This window comes from Shewanella woodyi ATCC 51908 (genome assembly GCF_000019525.1).
Classification (GTDB): domain Bacteria; phylum Pseudomonadota; class Gammaproteobacteria; order Enterobacterales; family Shewanellaceae; genus Shewanella; species Shewanella woodyi.
On sequence record NC_010506.1, the window covers coordinates 3,212,963 to 3,229,041 of the forward strand.

A 16,079-nucleotide genomic window follows, 5' to 3' on the forward strand; every position below is an offset into this window, starting at 1 on the left:
TGAGCTGATAATGTGTTTACTCTTTGCCTAAACTAAAAATGAGCAAAATATGCAAATAACCAACGGCTTACATATTGATCTTGCCAGCCATACTCAACAAGGCCTAAAAGAGATAAATGAGGATGCTGTTGGTTTTTTTGTGCCCAATGAGACAAGGCTGCTCGACAATAAAGGCGTCTTGCTAGCCGTTGCCGATGGTGTCAGTAGCGCAGAGGCTGGCAAAGATGCCAGCGCCACCGCCGTGACACGCTTTATCAATGACTACTACCCTACACCTGAGACTTGGTCGGTTAAACACGCTGGTCAAAAGCTACTATCGAGCATCAATATCACCCTCTTTAAACGCAGCCACGAGTTTGCCAATGAGGAGAAAGGTTACCTAACCACCTTTACTGGCATGGTAATAAAATCTAGAACCTGCCACTTCTTCCATGTGGGTGACAGCCGTGCTTATCTGCTGCGAGAAGGAGAGTTAACCCAACTGACCCGAGATCATGTTGCCAGTATTGGTACAGGCAGAACCTTTCTCGCCCGCGCTGTCGGCATGGATAACTGTCTGCAGATAGATTATGGCTCTGTCGATCTCGAAACTGGGGACATACTATTAGCCACATCTGATGGCATACATGACTTTGTTGATGAAGCCACTTTAGTCGAGGTACTCTCTTGTCAGCTTACAGAGCAGGAGAAGATAGATAAACTTGCAACACTTGCCTTAGACGGTGGCAGTGACGATAACATCAGCGGCGTCATTGCTCATATCACTGGCTTGCCGAATGAAAGCCTTAATGACTACAACACAAAACTCACACGCCTTCCCTTTCCTCCTCCTCTCGATCCCGGCGTGATGCTCGATGGCTATCAGGTTATAGAGGAGCTGTTTGCCAGTAGTCGTAGCCAACTCTACCTGGTCGAAGATAGCGAAACTGGAACAAGAGTCGTCATGAAAACCCCCTCTGTCACCTTTGAGGAGGACACAGGGTATATCGATAGATTTATTCAAGAGGAGTGGATAGGAAAACGAATACACAGTGAGTACGTCGTTAAGATCATTGAGCAGAAACGCCCCAGAACCTGTCTCTACTATTTAATGGAGTATGTCCATGGTGTTTCTTTGGATAAGTGGATGAAACTAAATCACTTTCCTAAACCTAAAATTGCCATATCCATTATCGAAAAGGTCGCAAAAGGATTAAGTGAGTTCCATAAGATGGAGACCATCCATCAAGACTTAAAACCTGCCAATATACTCATTAATCAAGATAATGAGATAAAAATTGTCGATTTTGGTTCCGTTTTTGTTGCCGGCGTCGCTGAGATTTTTGTACCACTGGATCATGAAGGCGTCCTTGGCACAGCCACTTACTCAGATCCTAAGTATCTACTGGGAAAAAACACGGGAATACAGGGAGATCTCTACGCCCTAGCGACCATCTGTTACGAACTTTTTTGTGGAAAACTCCCCTATGGCGACAAGATAGAGGAGTGCCAAACGGCCTTCGAGTATGACCGACTTCGTTATATCTCAGCCAGTGACGTGAACCCCATTATCCCCATCTGGTTTGATAGAACGCTCCAACGAGGAGTCGCCTTCGACTTAGAGGAGCGCTATGAAGTTATCGATGATTTCTTAACGGATTTAAGAAACCCAAACCCTATTTTTTTAAGGGACGATCCTAAGGCTAAAAAGAATAAGAGTCAGGTTCTATTTTGGCAGCTTCTCTCAGGATTTTGGATATTAATGCTGATCTTGGTGATTGCCATGTTTAAACAAGGCTAATAATAACGAATTTAAATATCATAACAGTTAAAAAGTTAATTTATCTAGCTTTAACCCTGTTTCGATCAATAAACAAGCCTATCTGTTGACTATAATAAACAGAGACATCAAGGATGATATATTCATATATATAATAAGTGGTAGTCATTAATTATATTTTAGGCCTTACATAATAAACAAAAGTAACAGTGAGTATTTCATGATTAAAATGTTTAAAGAGTTATTACAGATGACATCCGAACAATCGGCTCCTCAACGCCTACTTTTTTTATTTGCAGATGCAGAAGCAACAAACCCTAAAAAAAGTAAGCAACATCAAAGGGGCACCATCTCTCCTGTTATGTGTGTCGATAAACTCCCCTCAGAGTTGAGCTCTTTTGATGCATTAGTCAAAGAAGCAGATTCAATCGCAAAACAGTGGAACTTTGTCTTTGTGGCCAGTTTAAGTGGTGATAATGGTGTTGCCCCAACAACGCAGGAGGCAGAACCATTTTTAAACAAGATGGCAAATGATATTGAGACAGGAAATGGAGTCGGCCGTTATGTCATTTTTGACAGAGATGAAAATCCAATACAGTTAGAGTCCCATGGATAAAAGGCCATACATATCAGTCATTAACTTGTAAACCTATGTTTTTTAGCTCTATTCTGTTTCTAATAAAGACAGCTATGCTGATATTTTAAACAGATAATAACTTATCCGCTTATGCCAATGAAATCAATGTCGAACAGGGAAGTTTTCGCCTCCATCATAGGTGCTTTTTTTGCGACCTTGTGCGCCTCATTTTTCAGTAATAGTATTCTTGAAGCCGATAATATGCCGATGATCTTAGCCTCCACAGGTGCATCAGCTATGCTAATTTTCGGTATACCTCACAGTCCAGTCTCCCAACCTTGGCCTTTAGTAGGCGGCCACCTTATTTCTGCCTTTATCGGGATCAGTGCCTATTCTCTTATTCCAAATCCAATACTGGCCTCATCCGTTGCCATCGGTGTTGCCATGCTACTGATGCATAGCACTGGCTGTATGCACCCACCAGGAGGAGCAACCGTAGTCACGGCTGTGATTGGCGGCGCTAACGTCCATGAACTGGGTTACTACTTTATTATTATCCCAGTTTTTTTTAATGCCATCATTTTACTCTCTATCGCCATGGCAGTCGCAACCTTCAGGGAGAAAAACCCATTTGTCATTGATTAATCAAACAGTTATTTATTGCCCACAAAAAGGAGAGCAATTTGCTCTCCTTAACAGCACAATATTCACTTATCACACATGCACATTATCCTCAGAAAACTTAACCTCTACGCCTTGAATATCTGCCTTTTGCACTAAGCCATGAATATAGGCCTGAATGGCCAAATGAGAAGCGCGATGAACTAGATAACCTCGTACCTTATCCTGCACCAAAGAGTAATCTAGTGCCTTCCCCTCCACTTTTCGCGCAACATTAACCACATGCAAACCATATCGAGACTCAAGCGGCTTTTCTGCCAGTCCTTCTGGTAACATCATCAACTGGCGCTCAAACTCTGGCACGGTTTGACCATTGCTTATCTGACCAAGAGAGCCTCCAGTCTCTTTCGAAGGGCATACCGAGTGATGTTTAGCTAATTCTCCAAACAGTTTAAGATCGTTTTTTAAGGTCGAAATAATGTCCATTGCATCACTCTTAGCATCATCTCTTGCATCCAGATCGTCATTGGCAGCCGCCAACAAGATATGATCAACCTCCATCAAGGGCGCAGTAGTAAACTTATCTCGATTATTCTTAAAGTAACGCAAACAATCATCTTCATCTGGATCATCGTATTTAACTTGAGTCTGCAGCAAGAGTTGAACTCCAGCCTCTTCACTCTCCCCCGAGACATCTATCCCCTCCTTTACCGCTTGCTCCAGTAATAACTGCTGAATAACTAAGGCCTGTCCAGCCCGTTGAACGACGACATCAAACTCTCCGTGGGGGTGATACTGAAGCTCATTTGCGAGCTGCGTCTCCTCTATCAAAACTCCATTAACAGAGATAACGGGCAACCTCTCTTTTGACGGGGTTGTTGACGGATTTGTTCCACATAAACTCATAATTAAGACTCTTTTGGCAATTGCTGATTAAATAGAACACTGCATATAAAAACCAATAACTTTATATAGGGCCATCGATTAACAGCGACAACATTTAAAAACTAAAATAAGAGTGAACAACGATTTATTACTTAAATTTTCATCCCCAATAAATATTCATCAGGCAATCCAATATAGAGAGTCAAATAGAGATAAGTAAAACATCTACCTATCCCTATTAATTTAAAACGTAGCACTCACTCTGTAATTAACGCTGACGAACCACTTGGTAGCTTCTAGCAAAATATTTAACTGGCACACTGATAACATGAACTAAACGAGTAAACGGAAAGATCATAATCAAGGTTAATCCAACCAAAATATGCAGCTTATAGATAAAGTTCACCGATTCAATCGCCTCAGCAGCCTGTACACCTTGTAAAGTTGCAATACTTTGTGTCCAGGTCGCCAGCAAGATCATCACAGAGCCGTCCAGATGCCCCATAGAGACAACAACTGTCAAGAGGCCTAACACTAGTTGAATCAAGAGCATAAATAACACCACAATGTCAGATCGTCTCGAAGTGGCCCTCACTCTTGGGTTATTCAGGCGACGCTTTATCAGCATCACTAACCCGACTAAACAGACAATGCCAAAGAAACCACCACTGACCATAGCCAACAACTGCTTATCGGGACTTGAGATAAAGTGATGATAGATAGACTCTGGGGTAAGCAAGCCGACAAAGTGTCCCCCGAGAATAAATATAATCCCTATATGGAACAGATTACTCGCTAGGCGAAATCCCTTTTGATCCAGTAGCTGACTCGAATCCGCTTTCCAGCTGTATGGCTCACGATCATAGCGTATCCAACAACCAATAAAGAACACCGACAGGGCAATAAAGGGATAGATCCCAAACAGAAAAAAATTGAAATTTGACATGATTATCTCCTACAATCCAGACACTTGCGCAGCATCTGCCTCGTGCCACTTGATGGGTACCTGATGAACCGTATTAGGATCCAAAGCGTTTTGTGAGTGTTGCATGCCCGCACTGGGGCACTGACCAACAGCGGGATCATCGAAACGGATCTCCCTGTCTTCCCACTCCTTATCTATCGCTTCAACGGTGTCATCACGCACCTCTTTGCTCACCGCTTGTGCAATCTCCTCGCGCTCAACCTCAACACCAGACACCTCAATAAGCGTGTCTAGCAGCACCTTGTAATAGCAGTCACGCTCTTTAAGTCGCTCTGAGAGCATGGTTAATATATGACTGATATCCCCCAGCCACTCCTGAATAAACTCAGAAGGTTGCTGGCTGAGAAACTCAAGATAGAGCGGGATATAGTCAGGTAACTGAGAGGAGTCGACCTCAAAACCATGGGTTTTATACACATTCATCAAATCCACCATGGCTTGACCGCGATCCCGTGATTCACCGTGTACATGTTCAAATAGCAGCAGCGAAAGTGCTCTGCCCCTATCAAACAGCAGATCATAGCTCTCCTGGGCATCAAAGAGATCTCGCTGAGTAAGCTCACAGATAAAGCCGGTAAGTTCAGCTCGGGTTTTAGCACTAATACCCGACTGCTCCACACCAGATATCAGCTCCTCTTTAGCATCAAAAAGCGCCAGTGTTGGATAGTCCAACAGATGTGAAATAACCTTAAGTAGCAGCATAATTAATCCCCTACCTGTACAGTTTTAATCACATTACGCTTGGATATCTTTTTGCCACCAAACAGGTTTACACCATTTTTTCCATCGCTGCAGCCATTGCCAAAGGTGAAACCACAGCCACTCTTCTCACCGTAAGCTTCTGGGACGTTCATCTCACGGTGACCACTTGGGATCACATACCTGTCTTCATAGTTGGCGATAGCAAGATAACGGTACATCTCATCAGCTTGTTTCTTGGTCAGTCCCGCCTGCTCAAGTACCTCAAGATCTTCGACGCCCTCGACATTCTCAGCACGTTTATAGGCGCGCATCGCTAACATACGTTCTAGGGCACGAATAACTGGCTCCTCATCCCCTGCTGTCAGCAGATTGGCCAGATACTTAACAGGAATACGAAGAGAGCGAACATCAGGGATCACACCCGCTTTACCTAAGGTGCCGCTCTCAACTGCACTCTGAATTGGACTAAGAGCTGGGATATACCAGACCATAGGTAAGGTGCGATACTCAGGATGTAGCGGTAGCGCTAGCTTCCAGTCCATCGCCATCTTATACACTGGCGATTTCTGGGCTGACTCAATCACAGAATCTGCGATACCATCTTTGCGCGCTTGGGCGATAACAGCTGGGTCGAACGGGTCAAGGAACACCTCAAGTTGCTTCTCATAAAGATCTTTTTCCGATGCAGTCGATGCCACCTCTTTGATCTTATCTGCGTCATAAAGGAGTACGCCGAGATAGCGAATACGGCCCACACAGGTTTCAGAGCAGACCGTCGGCATACCCGCTTCGATTCGGGGATAGCAGAAGATGCACTTCTCTGATTTGCCTGACTTCCAGTTGTAGTAAATCTTCTTATAGGGGCAACCACTGATGCACATGCGCCAGCCACGACACTTCTCCTGGTCTATCAGTACAATGCCATCCTCTTCGCGTTTATAGATAGCGCCAGATGGACAGGAAGCCACACAAGCAGGGTTAAGACAGTGCTCACAAAGTCGTGGCAGATACATCATGAAGGTATTTTCAAACTCGCCATACATCTCTTTTTGCATGTTGTCGAAGTTCTTATCCTTACTGCGCTTTTCAAACTCAGTGCCTAAGATCTCCTCCCAGTTTGGCCCCCACTCAATCTTCTCCATACGTTTGCCAGAGATAACCGAGCGCGGACGTGCGGTAGGTTGATGCTCTACAATAGGTGCGGTATGCAGGTGCTGATAATCGAAATCAAACGGCTCATAATAATCATCGATCTCAGGCATGTTTGGATTAGCAAAAATATTGGCTAATACCCGATATTTACCACCAATCTTTGGCTGGATCTCACCGTTTGGTCGTCTCTCCCAACCCCCATTCCACTTATCTTGATTTTCCCACTCTTTGGGATAACCGATCCCAGGCTTGGTCTCTACATTGTTGAACCAGGCGTACTCAACCCCCTCACGTGAGGTCCAGACATTTTTACAGGTAATTGAACATGTATGGCACCCGATACACTTATCAAGGTTTAACACCATACCGATTTGAGAACGTATTTTCATGATCGGCTCCTCTTAAGCTTCATCTGGGTTAGTGGGTAAAGGACGTGGTAGATCATCGCTATCGGACCCTTCTAGCCAGTCGACCTTGTCCATTTTTCTGACCACAACAAACTCATCACGGTTACAACCCACAGTGCCGTAATAGTTGAAGCCCCAAGACTGTTGAGCATAACCACCAATCATATGCGTCGGTTTCATCACCACTCGGGTCACTGAGTTATGGTGACCACCTCGAGTGCCCGTCATCTCACTGCCCGGCACATTCACGATTCGCTCCTGTGCGTGATACATCATCACCATGCCTTGATTTACACGTTGTGAAACTACCGCACGACATGCGATAGCACCGTTGGCATTGAACACCTCGATCCAGTCGTTATCTTCGATACCAGCATCTTTGGCATCTATCTCACTCATCCAGATTATTGGACCGCCACGTGACAAAGTCAGCATCAAGAGATTATCTGAATAGGTACTGTGAATACCCCACTTCTGATGTGGCGTGATCCAGTTAAGTACCACCTCTTTATTGCCGTTTGATTTAGTGCCTTTAACCAGATCCACGGTTTTCGTATTGATAGGAGGTCGATAGGAGACAAACTGCTCACCAAAGGCCTGCATCCACTTATGATCTTGATAGAACTGCTGACGCCCTGTGATGGTTCGCCACGGGATCTGCTCATGGACATTGGTGTAACCTGCGGTGTAACTTACGTGCTCATCCTCTAGCCCTGACCAGGTTGGTGATGAGATGATCTTACGAGGTTGAGCCTGAACATCGCGAAAACGTATCTTCTCCTCCTGCTTAGGCTTAGCCAGATGGGTATGATCAAGTCCGGTAAACTCACTCAATGCCGCCCAGGCTTTTACCGCCACGGCTCCGTTTGTCTCAGGTGCCAGTGTGAGAATGGTTTCCGCTGCATCAATTGCCGTTTCAATGATAGGACGTCCCTCACTAATCCCCTCATCGGTATTGCGGTGGTTAAGATCTCCGAGCAGCAAGATCTCATCATCAGTATTCCAGTTAATCCCTTTACCACCATTACCTAGCTTGTCTAATGCAGGGCCAAAGGAGGTGAACTTCTTATAGGTATTTGGGTAATCACGCTCGACCACCACCATGTTAGGGGCGGTTAAACCAGGAATAAGCTCACACTCACCTTTTTTCCAATCTTTAACATCAAAGGGCTGAGCCAATTCGCCAGGGGTATCATGTAACATCGGCACGGTGACTAAATCCGTCTCCTTGCCTAAATGCCCGACACTGACCTCAGAGAACGCTTTGGCTATCCCCTTATAGATCTCAAAGTCAGACTTGGCTTCCCAAGCGGGGTCGACCGCAGTCGATAACGGATGGATAAAGGGGTGCATGTCCGATGTATTCAAATCATCTTTTTCATACCAACAAGCGGTCGGCAGAATGATGTCTGAGAACATACAGGTAGAGGACATACGAAAATCCAGTGTTGTCACCAGATCTAACTTACCAGTAGCTCCCTCATCGACCCACTCCACCTCTTCAGGCTTAAATCCTCCTCGTTTACCTAAATCATCATTCATTACGCCATTTTTAGCGCCCAATAGGTACTTGAGCATATATTCATGACCTTTACCTGAAGAGCCGAGCAGATTAGAGCGCCAGATAAACATGTTTCGAGGGAAGTTTTCTGGAGAGTCTGGCGCTTCAGAAGCAAACTTCAACTCACCTGATTTTAACTGCTGAACCGCATAATCTTTGGGGTCCATTCCCGCTTCTTTAGCTTGCTTAGCCAGATGTAGCGGATTCATATTCAGTTGTGGGGCGGAAGGCAACCAGCCCATACGCTCAGCTTTAATGTTGTAATCAAGCATATGCTCTGAAAACTCAGACTTGTCAGCCAAGGGCGATAACACCTCATGGATACTGACCTTCTCATGGCGCCATTGCGAAGAGTGGTTGTAGAAGAAGGAGGTACCGTTCATCTGACGTGGCGGACGTGACCAGTCCAAACCAAATGCCAATGGCTGCCAACCTGTTTGCGGACGCAGCTTTTCCTGTCCAACATAGTGAGACCAACCGCCACCAGATTGACCCACACAGCCACACATCATCACCATGTTAATAAGGCCACGGTAGTTCATGTCCATGTGATACCAGTGATTCATGGCTGCGCCGACGATGATCATCGCCTTACCCTTTGTCTTATCTGCAGTATCAGCAAACTCACGGGCAACTTTAATCACCTTGTCACGAGAAACTCCAGTGATCTTCTCCTGCCAAGCTGGCGTACCGGGAATATCCTGATCGTAACTGCTGGCCACACCGCCACCACCCAATCCACGATCAAGACCATAGTTGGCCATCATCAAATCATAAACGGTGGCAACAGTTAACTCTTCACCGTTTGCGGCCATCACTTTACGACTTGGAACATTTCTCACCTGAACATCATCATGCTCACAGGAGACCCAATGTTTATTAGTGTCATCAGCCGCAAAGTGCGGGAAAGAGACCGCTGAGACATCACCACCAATCAGCGATAACTGGAGTTTTGTCTCCTTGCCCTCTTTACCTTCCCGCTCCTTGATGTTCCACTTGCCCTTCTCCCCCCAGCGATAACCGATAGAGCCAGTTGGCGAGACAAATTCATCTGAGTTTTCATCGATACCGATAGTTTTCCACTCAGGGTTATTTTCTTGACCTAAGTTTTCGCCTAAATCTGATGCACGCAAAAATCGCGTTGATTTAAGCGAGTTGTCATCATGCTTCTCAAGAACCACCAGCATAGGAAAGTCAGTGTACTGACGCACATAGTTGGTGAAGTACTCACTCGGATTATCCAAGTGAAACTCTCTTAAGATCACGTGGCCAAAAGCCATGCCTAAGGCTGCATCAGATCCCTGCTTAGGATTAAGCCACTCATCGGTCAGCTTAGAAACCTCAGCATAATCAGGGGTAATTGAAACCGTTTTAGCCCCTTTATAACGCACCTCAGTAAAGAAATGAGCATCGGGAGTACGGGTTTGAGGCACGTTCGAGCCCCAAGCGATAATGTAGTTGGAGTTATACCAATCGGCAGACTCTGGCACATCGGTCTGCTCACCCCATGTCATAGGTGATGATGGCGGCAAGTCACAATACCAATCATAGAAACTTAAACACACACCACCGATAAGAGAAAGATAACGAGCACCAGCAGCATATGAGACCATAGACATAGCAGGAATTGGCGAGAAACCAATAACGCGATCTGGACCAAATGTCTTTGTGGTATAGACGTTGGCTGCTGCAATAATTTCATTAACTTCATCCCAGCTAGAGCGAACGAATCCCCCCATGCCGCGCTTTGACTTGTATGAATCAGCTTTCGCCTTATCCTCTACAATCGATGCCCAAGCATTGACAGGATCTTGGTTTGCTCTTGCTTGGCGCCATAACTTCAATAAAGGTTTACGAACCTTAGGATACTTTAGACGGTTAGCACTGTAGAGATACCAAGAGTAGCTGGCGCCGCGAGGACAGCCGCGGGGCTCATGGTTTGGTAGATCTGGACGGGTTCTCGGGTAATCTGTTTGCTGGGTTTCCCAGGTAACAAGTCCATTTTTAACGTAGATCTTCCATGAGCAGGAACCAGTACAGTTCACTCCATGAGTAGAGCGCACTACCTTGTCGTGTTGCCAGCGTTGGCGATAACTGTTTTCCCACTCACGACTCTCATTGGTGGTTTCACCGTGACCATCGCTAAACTCGCCCGTTTTCTTCTTTAAGAACTGTAAGCGATCAAGAAAATTACTCATCTTTTTACTCCATTGACCTAAGACAACAACCAAAATCATCTAATAGCTCGGCTGCCTGTCAGCAATTTTTTATTATGTAAATGTTGCTCAACCCAGAGTGAACGTTCCAAGCGCCTCACCCGGAATTAACGCTTGTTGCGCTAACAAAAAGCGCAACACTGAGTGATTAAGGATTGTGGTGCTCAGCTCCTGGTCTTAGATAAAACCACCAGTTAATGGCGATACACAGTGCGTAGAAGATGGCAAAGCCGTAGAGAGCATTCTCAGGTGTGGTTAACTTAATCTGCTCACCCAAAACCTTAGGAATAATGAATGCGCCATAAGCGGCTACAGCTGATGTCCAACCTAAAACGGGGCCAGCCTGCTCTTTATCAAACACCATAGAGATGGTTCTAAATGTTGAACCGTTACCGATCCCAGTCGCGGCAAACAAGATAAGGAACAACACTAGGAAAGGAACAAAATACTCTTGCGGTGTCGGCGATGCGTAAGCGGCCTGCATAAAGTAAGCAACACCAATGGCACTGGCTACCATGACAACTGCGCAGATCTGGGTCACTTTTGCGCCGCCCATCTTGTCTGCTATCCAGCCACCAACTGGGCGAATAAGCGCACCAATAAAGGGCCCCATCCAGGCGTACATCAATGCACTCGGTCCATTAGGATTGGCGATATCATGGTTCATCACACCGTCGACCATCACATGCTGATAACCAAATATCACTTTTATCGACAAACCAAAGCCTGCAGCAAAACCGATAAATGAGCCGAAAGTCATGGTGTAGATGATGCTCATCACCCAAGTATGTTTATTATTAAAAATCTTATATTGACGAGAGAGGTTCTCGTTAACTTGACCTGGGATCAGTTTTAGAAGAAAAACCGTCAGCGCAATGACTATCGGCAGGACTATCCATTTACTCACCCCAAAGCCTGAGCCGCCAACATTTTCCGGTAGCATCAACCAGAGGCCAAAAATAGAGGTCACAAATCCAATCGCTAACATGCCTGATATAATGCCAAATGATCCCATCGGGCTTGGCAACTCAGGCGTCACATGAGATGCCTTAATGTTGTTCATCCCCATCCAGCCGACGATAGCCAATGGAATTAAAAACAGTAACCAGATATAGCCTGCATTATGGATCCAAGCATCAGAGCCTGCGGGGATTTTTCCTATTAAGGTCCCTGATGTGTTAACCAGCTCCATCGGCTCACCGCCAAAGATCCCAAAGGTCATAAACAGTGGCACTAAGATCTGCATAGTAGTAACACCAAAGTTACCCAGCCCTGCATTTAACCCTAGAGCTAAGCCCTGCTGTTTCTTAGGAAAAAAGAAACTAATATTGGACATAGAGGAAGCGAAATTACCGCCGCCGAAACCAGATAATAAAGCTAAGATCTGAAACACCCACAGCGGCGTATTTTTATCTTGTAGGGCGATACCCGCCCCGATTGCAGGGATCATCAAAAGCGCCGTGGTAAACACTATGGTGTTACGGCCGCCACAAAGACGAATAAAGAAGCTACTGGGAATACGTAAGGTTGCGCCGGTCAATCCCGCAACCGCCATCAGAGTGAAAAGCTCAGACTTCGCAAACGGAAAGCCAAGGTTGAGCATTTGAATCGTAATGATCCCCCAATATAGCCACACGGCGAAACCACATAACAAACTTGGAATAGAGATCCAAAGATTACGATTAGCAATCTTCTTCCCTTCACTATCCCAAAACTTGGGATCTTCTACGTCCCATTTTTTGATATCAGACATTTCGTTCTCCAACTGAACACCAGAGTATTTGATTAAAATCTGCCTTAGAGGCGATTTACCATCGGTATTGAATCTGTCGACCTTTAGCAACTTGTTAACAGATATTTAAATTTATTCTGGTGAGGAAAATATCATCAGAGAAGAAATGTCAGTTGATCCAGATCATGTTTAGGTCAGCAAATTTGCAGCAGATCACAGCAAACTACTACTAAAGCACTAGTTAAGGATATTTTGTAATGCATTGTTTTAAAACAAATAAATTTACTTTCAACATCAACTATAAAATAAAATACTTTTCCAAAACTATTAAGTAGTAGTAACAAAAACAAAACATTTGGCTGGTATTTATCGAGGATTAATGGTGAAGTTGGTCATATGATAAGACAGCAATTTAACGATAAGATTGGCTCTATTGACGATCAATTAAGTAGCTCCTCTCTGGTTGCCAGAGCGGGACAATTTATGGCGGTGATCATCACCTTGGGCCTTATCAGTATGATCTCCTCCATCCTAGTCACTGAGAGTCTCAGTGGTGATGCCGAGCAGATAAATCAGGCTGGTGCCCTGCGTATGCAAGCAATACGTGTATCCAGAGCTAATTTGCTAGTTCAAGATGACTCTAAGCCCCTTGTCACCAAAGAGATGCAGATTTTTGAGGACAAACTTTCTCAGCTTTTTTTCGGTGGCATTACCAGTACAATCGACAACCCACAAATACTGGCCCAACATAAAAAGATTGTCGCCCTTTGGCAAAGTATAAAAGCCAATATTGAATCGAGTACAGCTGAAGATTTTGATCAATTTACCTTAGTCATCGACAAGCTTGTCAGTCTGCTCCAGATGGAGTCTGAGAAAAAATTAACCCTACTCAGATTGATTCAGGGGATCACCCTGCTCTCAACTCTCATTGTCACCTCCTTCGTATTGGTTCGTCTCAACCGCACCGTGATCTCCCCCCTAAAACAGCTAGTGCGCGTCGCTTCTGAAGCGGGTAAGGGAAATTTCGACACTCGCGTCGACTACATTGCAGATAATGAGCTGGGCGTACTCTCCCGTACAATTCACAGAATGTCGAAGCAGTTAAAAACCACCTATCAAGAGTTTGAAGATCGTGTGGCCCAAAAGACCCAAGAGTTAACCCAAAGTAATCAATCTCTTGAAGTGCTCTATCTCGCCGCCAGAAGCCTATCCAATAGTGAATATCATCAAATCGATCAGGAGATAATTCAAGAACTTGAACAGGTACTTGAGTTTGGAAAAGTGTCAATTGTGCTTAGCGAAACCAGCATCAATGAACTCATCATCTATAAAGCCAACACTAATATCATAGATCATAAAAACAGAGAGATTCATCAATTCGTACTGGAAAAACAGGGCCACTTTTTCGGCGATATTGTCTGGCAGATCCCAAAAGATAAAAACCCTGAAGCATGGCAGCGACAGTTACTTCAAGCCATGGCAGATATTGTGGCGACCTCTATTGATCTTGAGCGAAAAAAGAACAGTGAAAATCGACTACTCATTGCCGAAGAGCGTGCAGTGATAGCAAGAGAGCTCCATGACTCACTGGCTCAGTCACTCTCATTTTTAAAAGTGCAGATGAGCTTGTTAACCCGAAAAATGCAAAAAGGACTGCCCGAAGAGCAAGTAAACGAAACCATAGATGATATCAAGCAGGGGCTTAATAACGCCTACTTACAACTCAGAGAGTTACTCACCACCTTTAGACTTAAACTCGATGATCCATCACTGGAAAATGCCCTGCAAGGCACTGTGGCAGAGTTTATTGAAAAGTGCCAACATGACATTGAACTCAAATTTGAACTTCCACAAAACTACCTGTCAGCCAGCCAAGAGGTGCATGTGCTACAGATCATTCGAGAAAGTCTCTCCAATGTTCATCGACATGCACAGGCGACAGCAGCAGGTGTTCGACTATTTAAGGACAATAACAAGATACATATCGATATTTGGGATAATGGTAAAGGGATCTCGGATAATCTTGAGCAGCAGGGCCACTTTGGCTTAGGGATCATGAGGGAGCGGGCAAAGTCACTTAATGCACAATTACATGTGCAAGCAAACTCCCCCACAGGTACTCAGATCACACTTGAATTCATCCATTAATCCACCTGCAACAAAATGATGAGGAGCACTATGACAAGAGCACAAATACTACTGGTTGATGATCACCCTACCCTCAGGCAAGGACTAGCTCAACTTATCTCACTTGAAGATAACCTAGATGTCATCGCCCAAGCAGGCTCAGGAGATGAAGCCATCAGCCTCGCCATTAAACACGCACCGGATCTGATTTTACTGGATCTGAATATGAAGGGCTTAAGTGGCATCGACACCTTAATTGCACTAAAACGTGCAGAGATAGACAGCAAAATCGTCATCTTCACCGTATCCGACAGTGAGAGCGACGTGCTTCAAGCTATCAAGTTCAACACTGACGGTTACCTGCTAAAAGATTCCGAACCCGAAGAGCTTATCGAGAAAATCAATCTGGCGATTCAAGGGGAGTTTGTGATCAGCGCTCCACTTACCAAAATTTTAGCCAGATCTCTCAGGCCCGAAAGTAAAGCCTCCTCTCCCCTTGAAAACCTGACTCAGAGAGAGCTGCAGAACCTAAAGTTAATCGCCTCAGGTAAGAGCAATAAAGATATCGCCAACACCTTAGGGATTGCAGAAACTACAGTAAAAGTACACGTGAAAAACCTGCTGAAAAAATTAGGCTTAAAGAGTCGCGTCGAAGCAGCTGTATGGGCGGTAGAGCATAAGATTGGCCACTAAAAAGCCATCTAATGAAAGAATATTTATAGCTTTAATCTACCAAAAGGAGTTCATTGGTGTTTGAAACTTTTTCAATCTATTCAGGGTTAATTGCCACAACCTGGATCACTATCGGGGTATATATCGCAAGCCAGTTTTATGCTGGCTATGATCATTCTAGACAGTTTTGCAGTGAGCTAGGCGCAACCGGCAGTCCCACAGAGAAGTTATCTCCGCTTATTAATAATTACCCTTTAGGCGCTTTATTTTGTTTGTTTGGCTGGTATTTGGCACAGATGACAAATGTTTCAATCTTAGTCAATATTACTGGTTGGTTAGTCATAATTCATGGTGTGGGCACTTGGGTTGCTGGCTATTTTCCAATGGATGCAGACCCATTCACTAAAAACCCAACATTTAATTGTAAGGTACACTCGTGGGCTGGATTTATTATGTTGCTGTCACTGGTTATCGCCCCCATCTTGATCGCTATCAGCCCAACTAGCAGCGCAGTCCCGCTTGCCTTTCGCCTATTCTCGATGGTATCTGTTATAGGGGCTGTTTATTACCTCTTAGCAATGGCTAAAGCGGTGAAAGCACAAGCCAATGCAGGCATCTATCAACGCATCTCCTATGGCTTTCAGTTAATATGGTTAAGCGTGTTTTCACTCGTTTTGGCTTAG

General features: G+C 44.8%; 12 protein-coding genes. 6 read left to right on the forward strand and 6 right to left on the reverse strand.

The window, feature by feature from the left end:
- Positions 1-49 precede the first annotated feature (49 nt).
- From SWOO_RS13545 to SWOO_RS13555, 3 genes are all read left to right on the forward strand, one after another.
- Positions 50-1,780, forward strand: a complete 1,731-nt coding sequence (locus SWOO_RS13545) for a bifunctional protein-serine/threonine kinase/phosphatase (protein ID WP_012325244.1) — start codon at positions 50-52, stop codon at positions 1,778-1,780.
- A 199-nt stretch (positions 1,781-1,979) separates the two neighbouring features.
- On the forward strand, positions 1,980-2,375 hold the full coding sequence (locus tag SWOO_RS13550) for a hypothetical protein (RefSeq protein WP_012325245.1): 396 nt from the start codon (positions 1,980-1,982) through the stop codon (positions 2,373-2,375).
- A gap of 126 nt (positions 2,376-2,501) precedes the next feature.
- Entirely contained in the window at positions 2,502-2,981 is a 480-nt protein-coding gene (locus SWOO_RS13555; protein ID WP_229377236.1) for an HPP family protein, read from the forward strand.
- Positions 2,982-3,050: 69 nt separating this feature from the next.
- Here the strand turns inward: SWOO_RS13555 and SWOO_RS13560 are convergent, their stop codons facing one another.
- From SWOO_RS13560 to SWOO_RS13585, 6 genes are all read right to left on the reverse strand, one after another.
- Positions 3,051-3,863, reverse strand: coding sequence for a peptidylprolyl isomerase (locus SWOO_RS13560; RefSeq protein ID WP_012325247.1), 813 nt, complete (start codon positions 3,861-3,863; stop codon positions 3,051-3,053).
- A 247-nt stretch (positions 3,864-4,110) separates the two neighbouring features.
- Entirely contained in the window at positions 4,111-4,788 is a 678-nt protein-coding gene (gene narI / locus SWOO_RS13565) for a respiratory nitrate reductase subunit gamma (RefSeq protein WP_012325248.1), read from the reverse strand.
- A gap of 9 nt (positions 4,789-4,797) precedes the next feature.
- Complete coding sequence (gene narJ, locus SWOO_RS13570) at positions 4,798-5,529, reverse strand: nitrate reductase molybdenum cofactor assembly chaperone (protein WP_012325249.1); 732 nt, start codon at positions 5,527-5,529, stop codon at positions 4,798-4,800.
- Positions 5,530-5,531: 2 nt separating this feature from the next.
- Positions 5,532-7,070 carry a nitrate reductase subunit beta gene (gene narH / locus SWOO_RS13575; protein WP_012325250.1) on the reverse strand — a complete coding sequence of 513 codons (1,539 nt, stop codon included), beginning with the start codon at positions 7,068-7,070 and terminating at the stop codon, positions 5,532-5,534.
- A 12-nt stretch (positions 7,071-7,082) separates the two neighbouring features.
- The gene (locus SWOO_RS13580) at positions 7,083-10,847 is read right to left on the reverse strand and encodes a nitrate reductase subunit alpha (RefSeq protein WP_041417646.1); all 3,765 of its coding nucleotides are present in this window, start codon (positions 10,845-10,847) and stop codon (positions 7,083-7,085) included.
- 166 nt (positions 10,848-11,013) lie between these two features.
- The gene (locus tag SWOO_RS13585; protein WP_012325252.1) at positions 11,014-12,618 is read right to left on the reverse strand and encodes an MFS transporter; all 1,605 of its coding nucleotides are present in this window, start codon (positions 12,616-12,618) and stop codon (positions 11,014-11,016) included.
- 375 nt (positions 12,619-12,993) lie between these two features.
- On the opposite strand from SWOO_RS13585, the gene SWOO_RS13590 reads away from it, so the two are divergent.
- The 3 genes from SWOO_RS13590 to SWOO_RS13600 are packed head-to-tail and all read left to right on the forward strand — an operon-like array spanning position 12,994 to position 16,079.
- On the forward strand, positions 12,994-14,745 hold the full coding sequence (locus SWOO_RS13590) for a histidine kinase (RefSeq protein WP_012325253.1): 1,752 nt from the start codon (positions 12,994-12,996) through the stop codon (positions 14,743-14,745).
- A gap of 30 nt (positions 14,746-14,775) precedes the next feature.
- Complete coding sequence (gene narL / locus SWOO_RS13595; RefSeq protein WP_012325254.1) at positions 14,776-15,417, forward strand: two-component system response regulator NarL; 642 nt, start codon at positions 14,776-14,778, stop codon at positions 15,415-15,417.
- A gap of 56 nt (positions 15,418-15,473) precedes the next feature.
- Complete coding sequence (locus SWOO_RS13600) at positions 15,474-16,079, forward strand: DUF998 domain-containing protein (RefSeq protein ID WP_012325255.1); 606 nt, start codon at positions 15,474-15,476, stop codon at positions 16,077-16,079.

Excerpts from the sequence above, each read along its gene's own strand:
- SWOO_RS13545 (WP_012325244.1), top strand. The coding sequence starts at position 50 with ATGCAAATAACCAACGGCTTACATATTGATCTTGCCAGCCATACTCAA.
- SWOO_RS13550 (WP_012325245.1), top strand. The coding sequence starts at position 1,980 with ATGATTAAAATGTTTAAAGAGTTATTACAGATGACATCCGAACAATCG.
- SWOO_RS13555 (WP_229377236.1), top strand. The coding sequence starts at position 2,502 with ATGTCGAACAGGGAAGTTTTCGCCTCCATCATAGGTGCTTTTTTTGCG.
- SWOO_RS13560 (WP_012325247.1), bottom strand. The coding sequence starts at position 3,863 with ATGAGTTTATGTGGAACAAATCCGTCAACAACCCCGTCAAAAGAGAGG.
- narI (WP_012325248.1), bottom strand. The coding sequence starts at position 4,788 with ATGTCAAATTTCAATTTTTTTCTGTTTGGGATCTATCCCTTTATTGCC.
- narJ (WP_012325249.1), bottom strand. The coding sequence starts at position 5,529 with ATGCTGCTACTTAAGGTTATTTCACATCTGTTGGACTATCCAACACTG.
- narH (WP_012325250.1), bottom strand. The coding sequence starts at position 7,070 with ATGAAAATACGTTCTCAAATCGGTATGGTGTTAAACCTTGATAAGTGT.
- SWOO_RS13580 (WP_041417646.1), bottom strand. The coding sequence starts at position 10,847 with ATGAGTAATTTTCTTGATCGCTTACAGTTCTTAAAGAAGAAAACGGGC.
- SWOO_RS13585 (WP_012325252.1), bottom strand. The coding sequence starts at position 12,618 with ATGTCTGATATCAAAAAATGGGACGTAGAAGATCCCAAGTTTTGGGAT.
- SWOO_RS13590 (WP_012325253.1), top strand. The coding sequence starts at position 12,994 with ATGATAAGACAGCAATTTAACGATAAGATTGGCTCTATTGACGATCAA.
- narL (WP_012325254.1), top strand. The coding sequence starts at position 14,776 with ATGACAAGAGCACAAATACTACTGGTTGATGATCACCCTACCCTCAGG.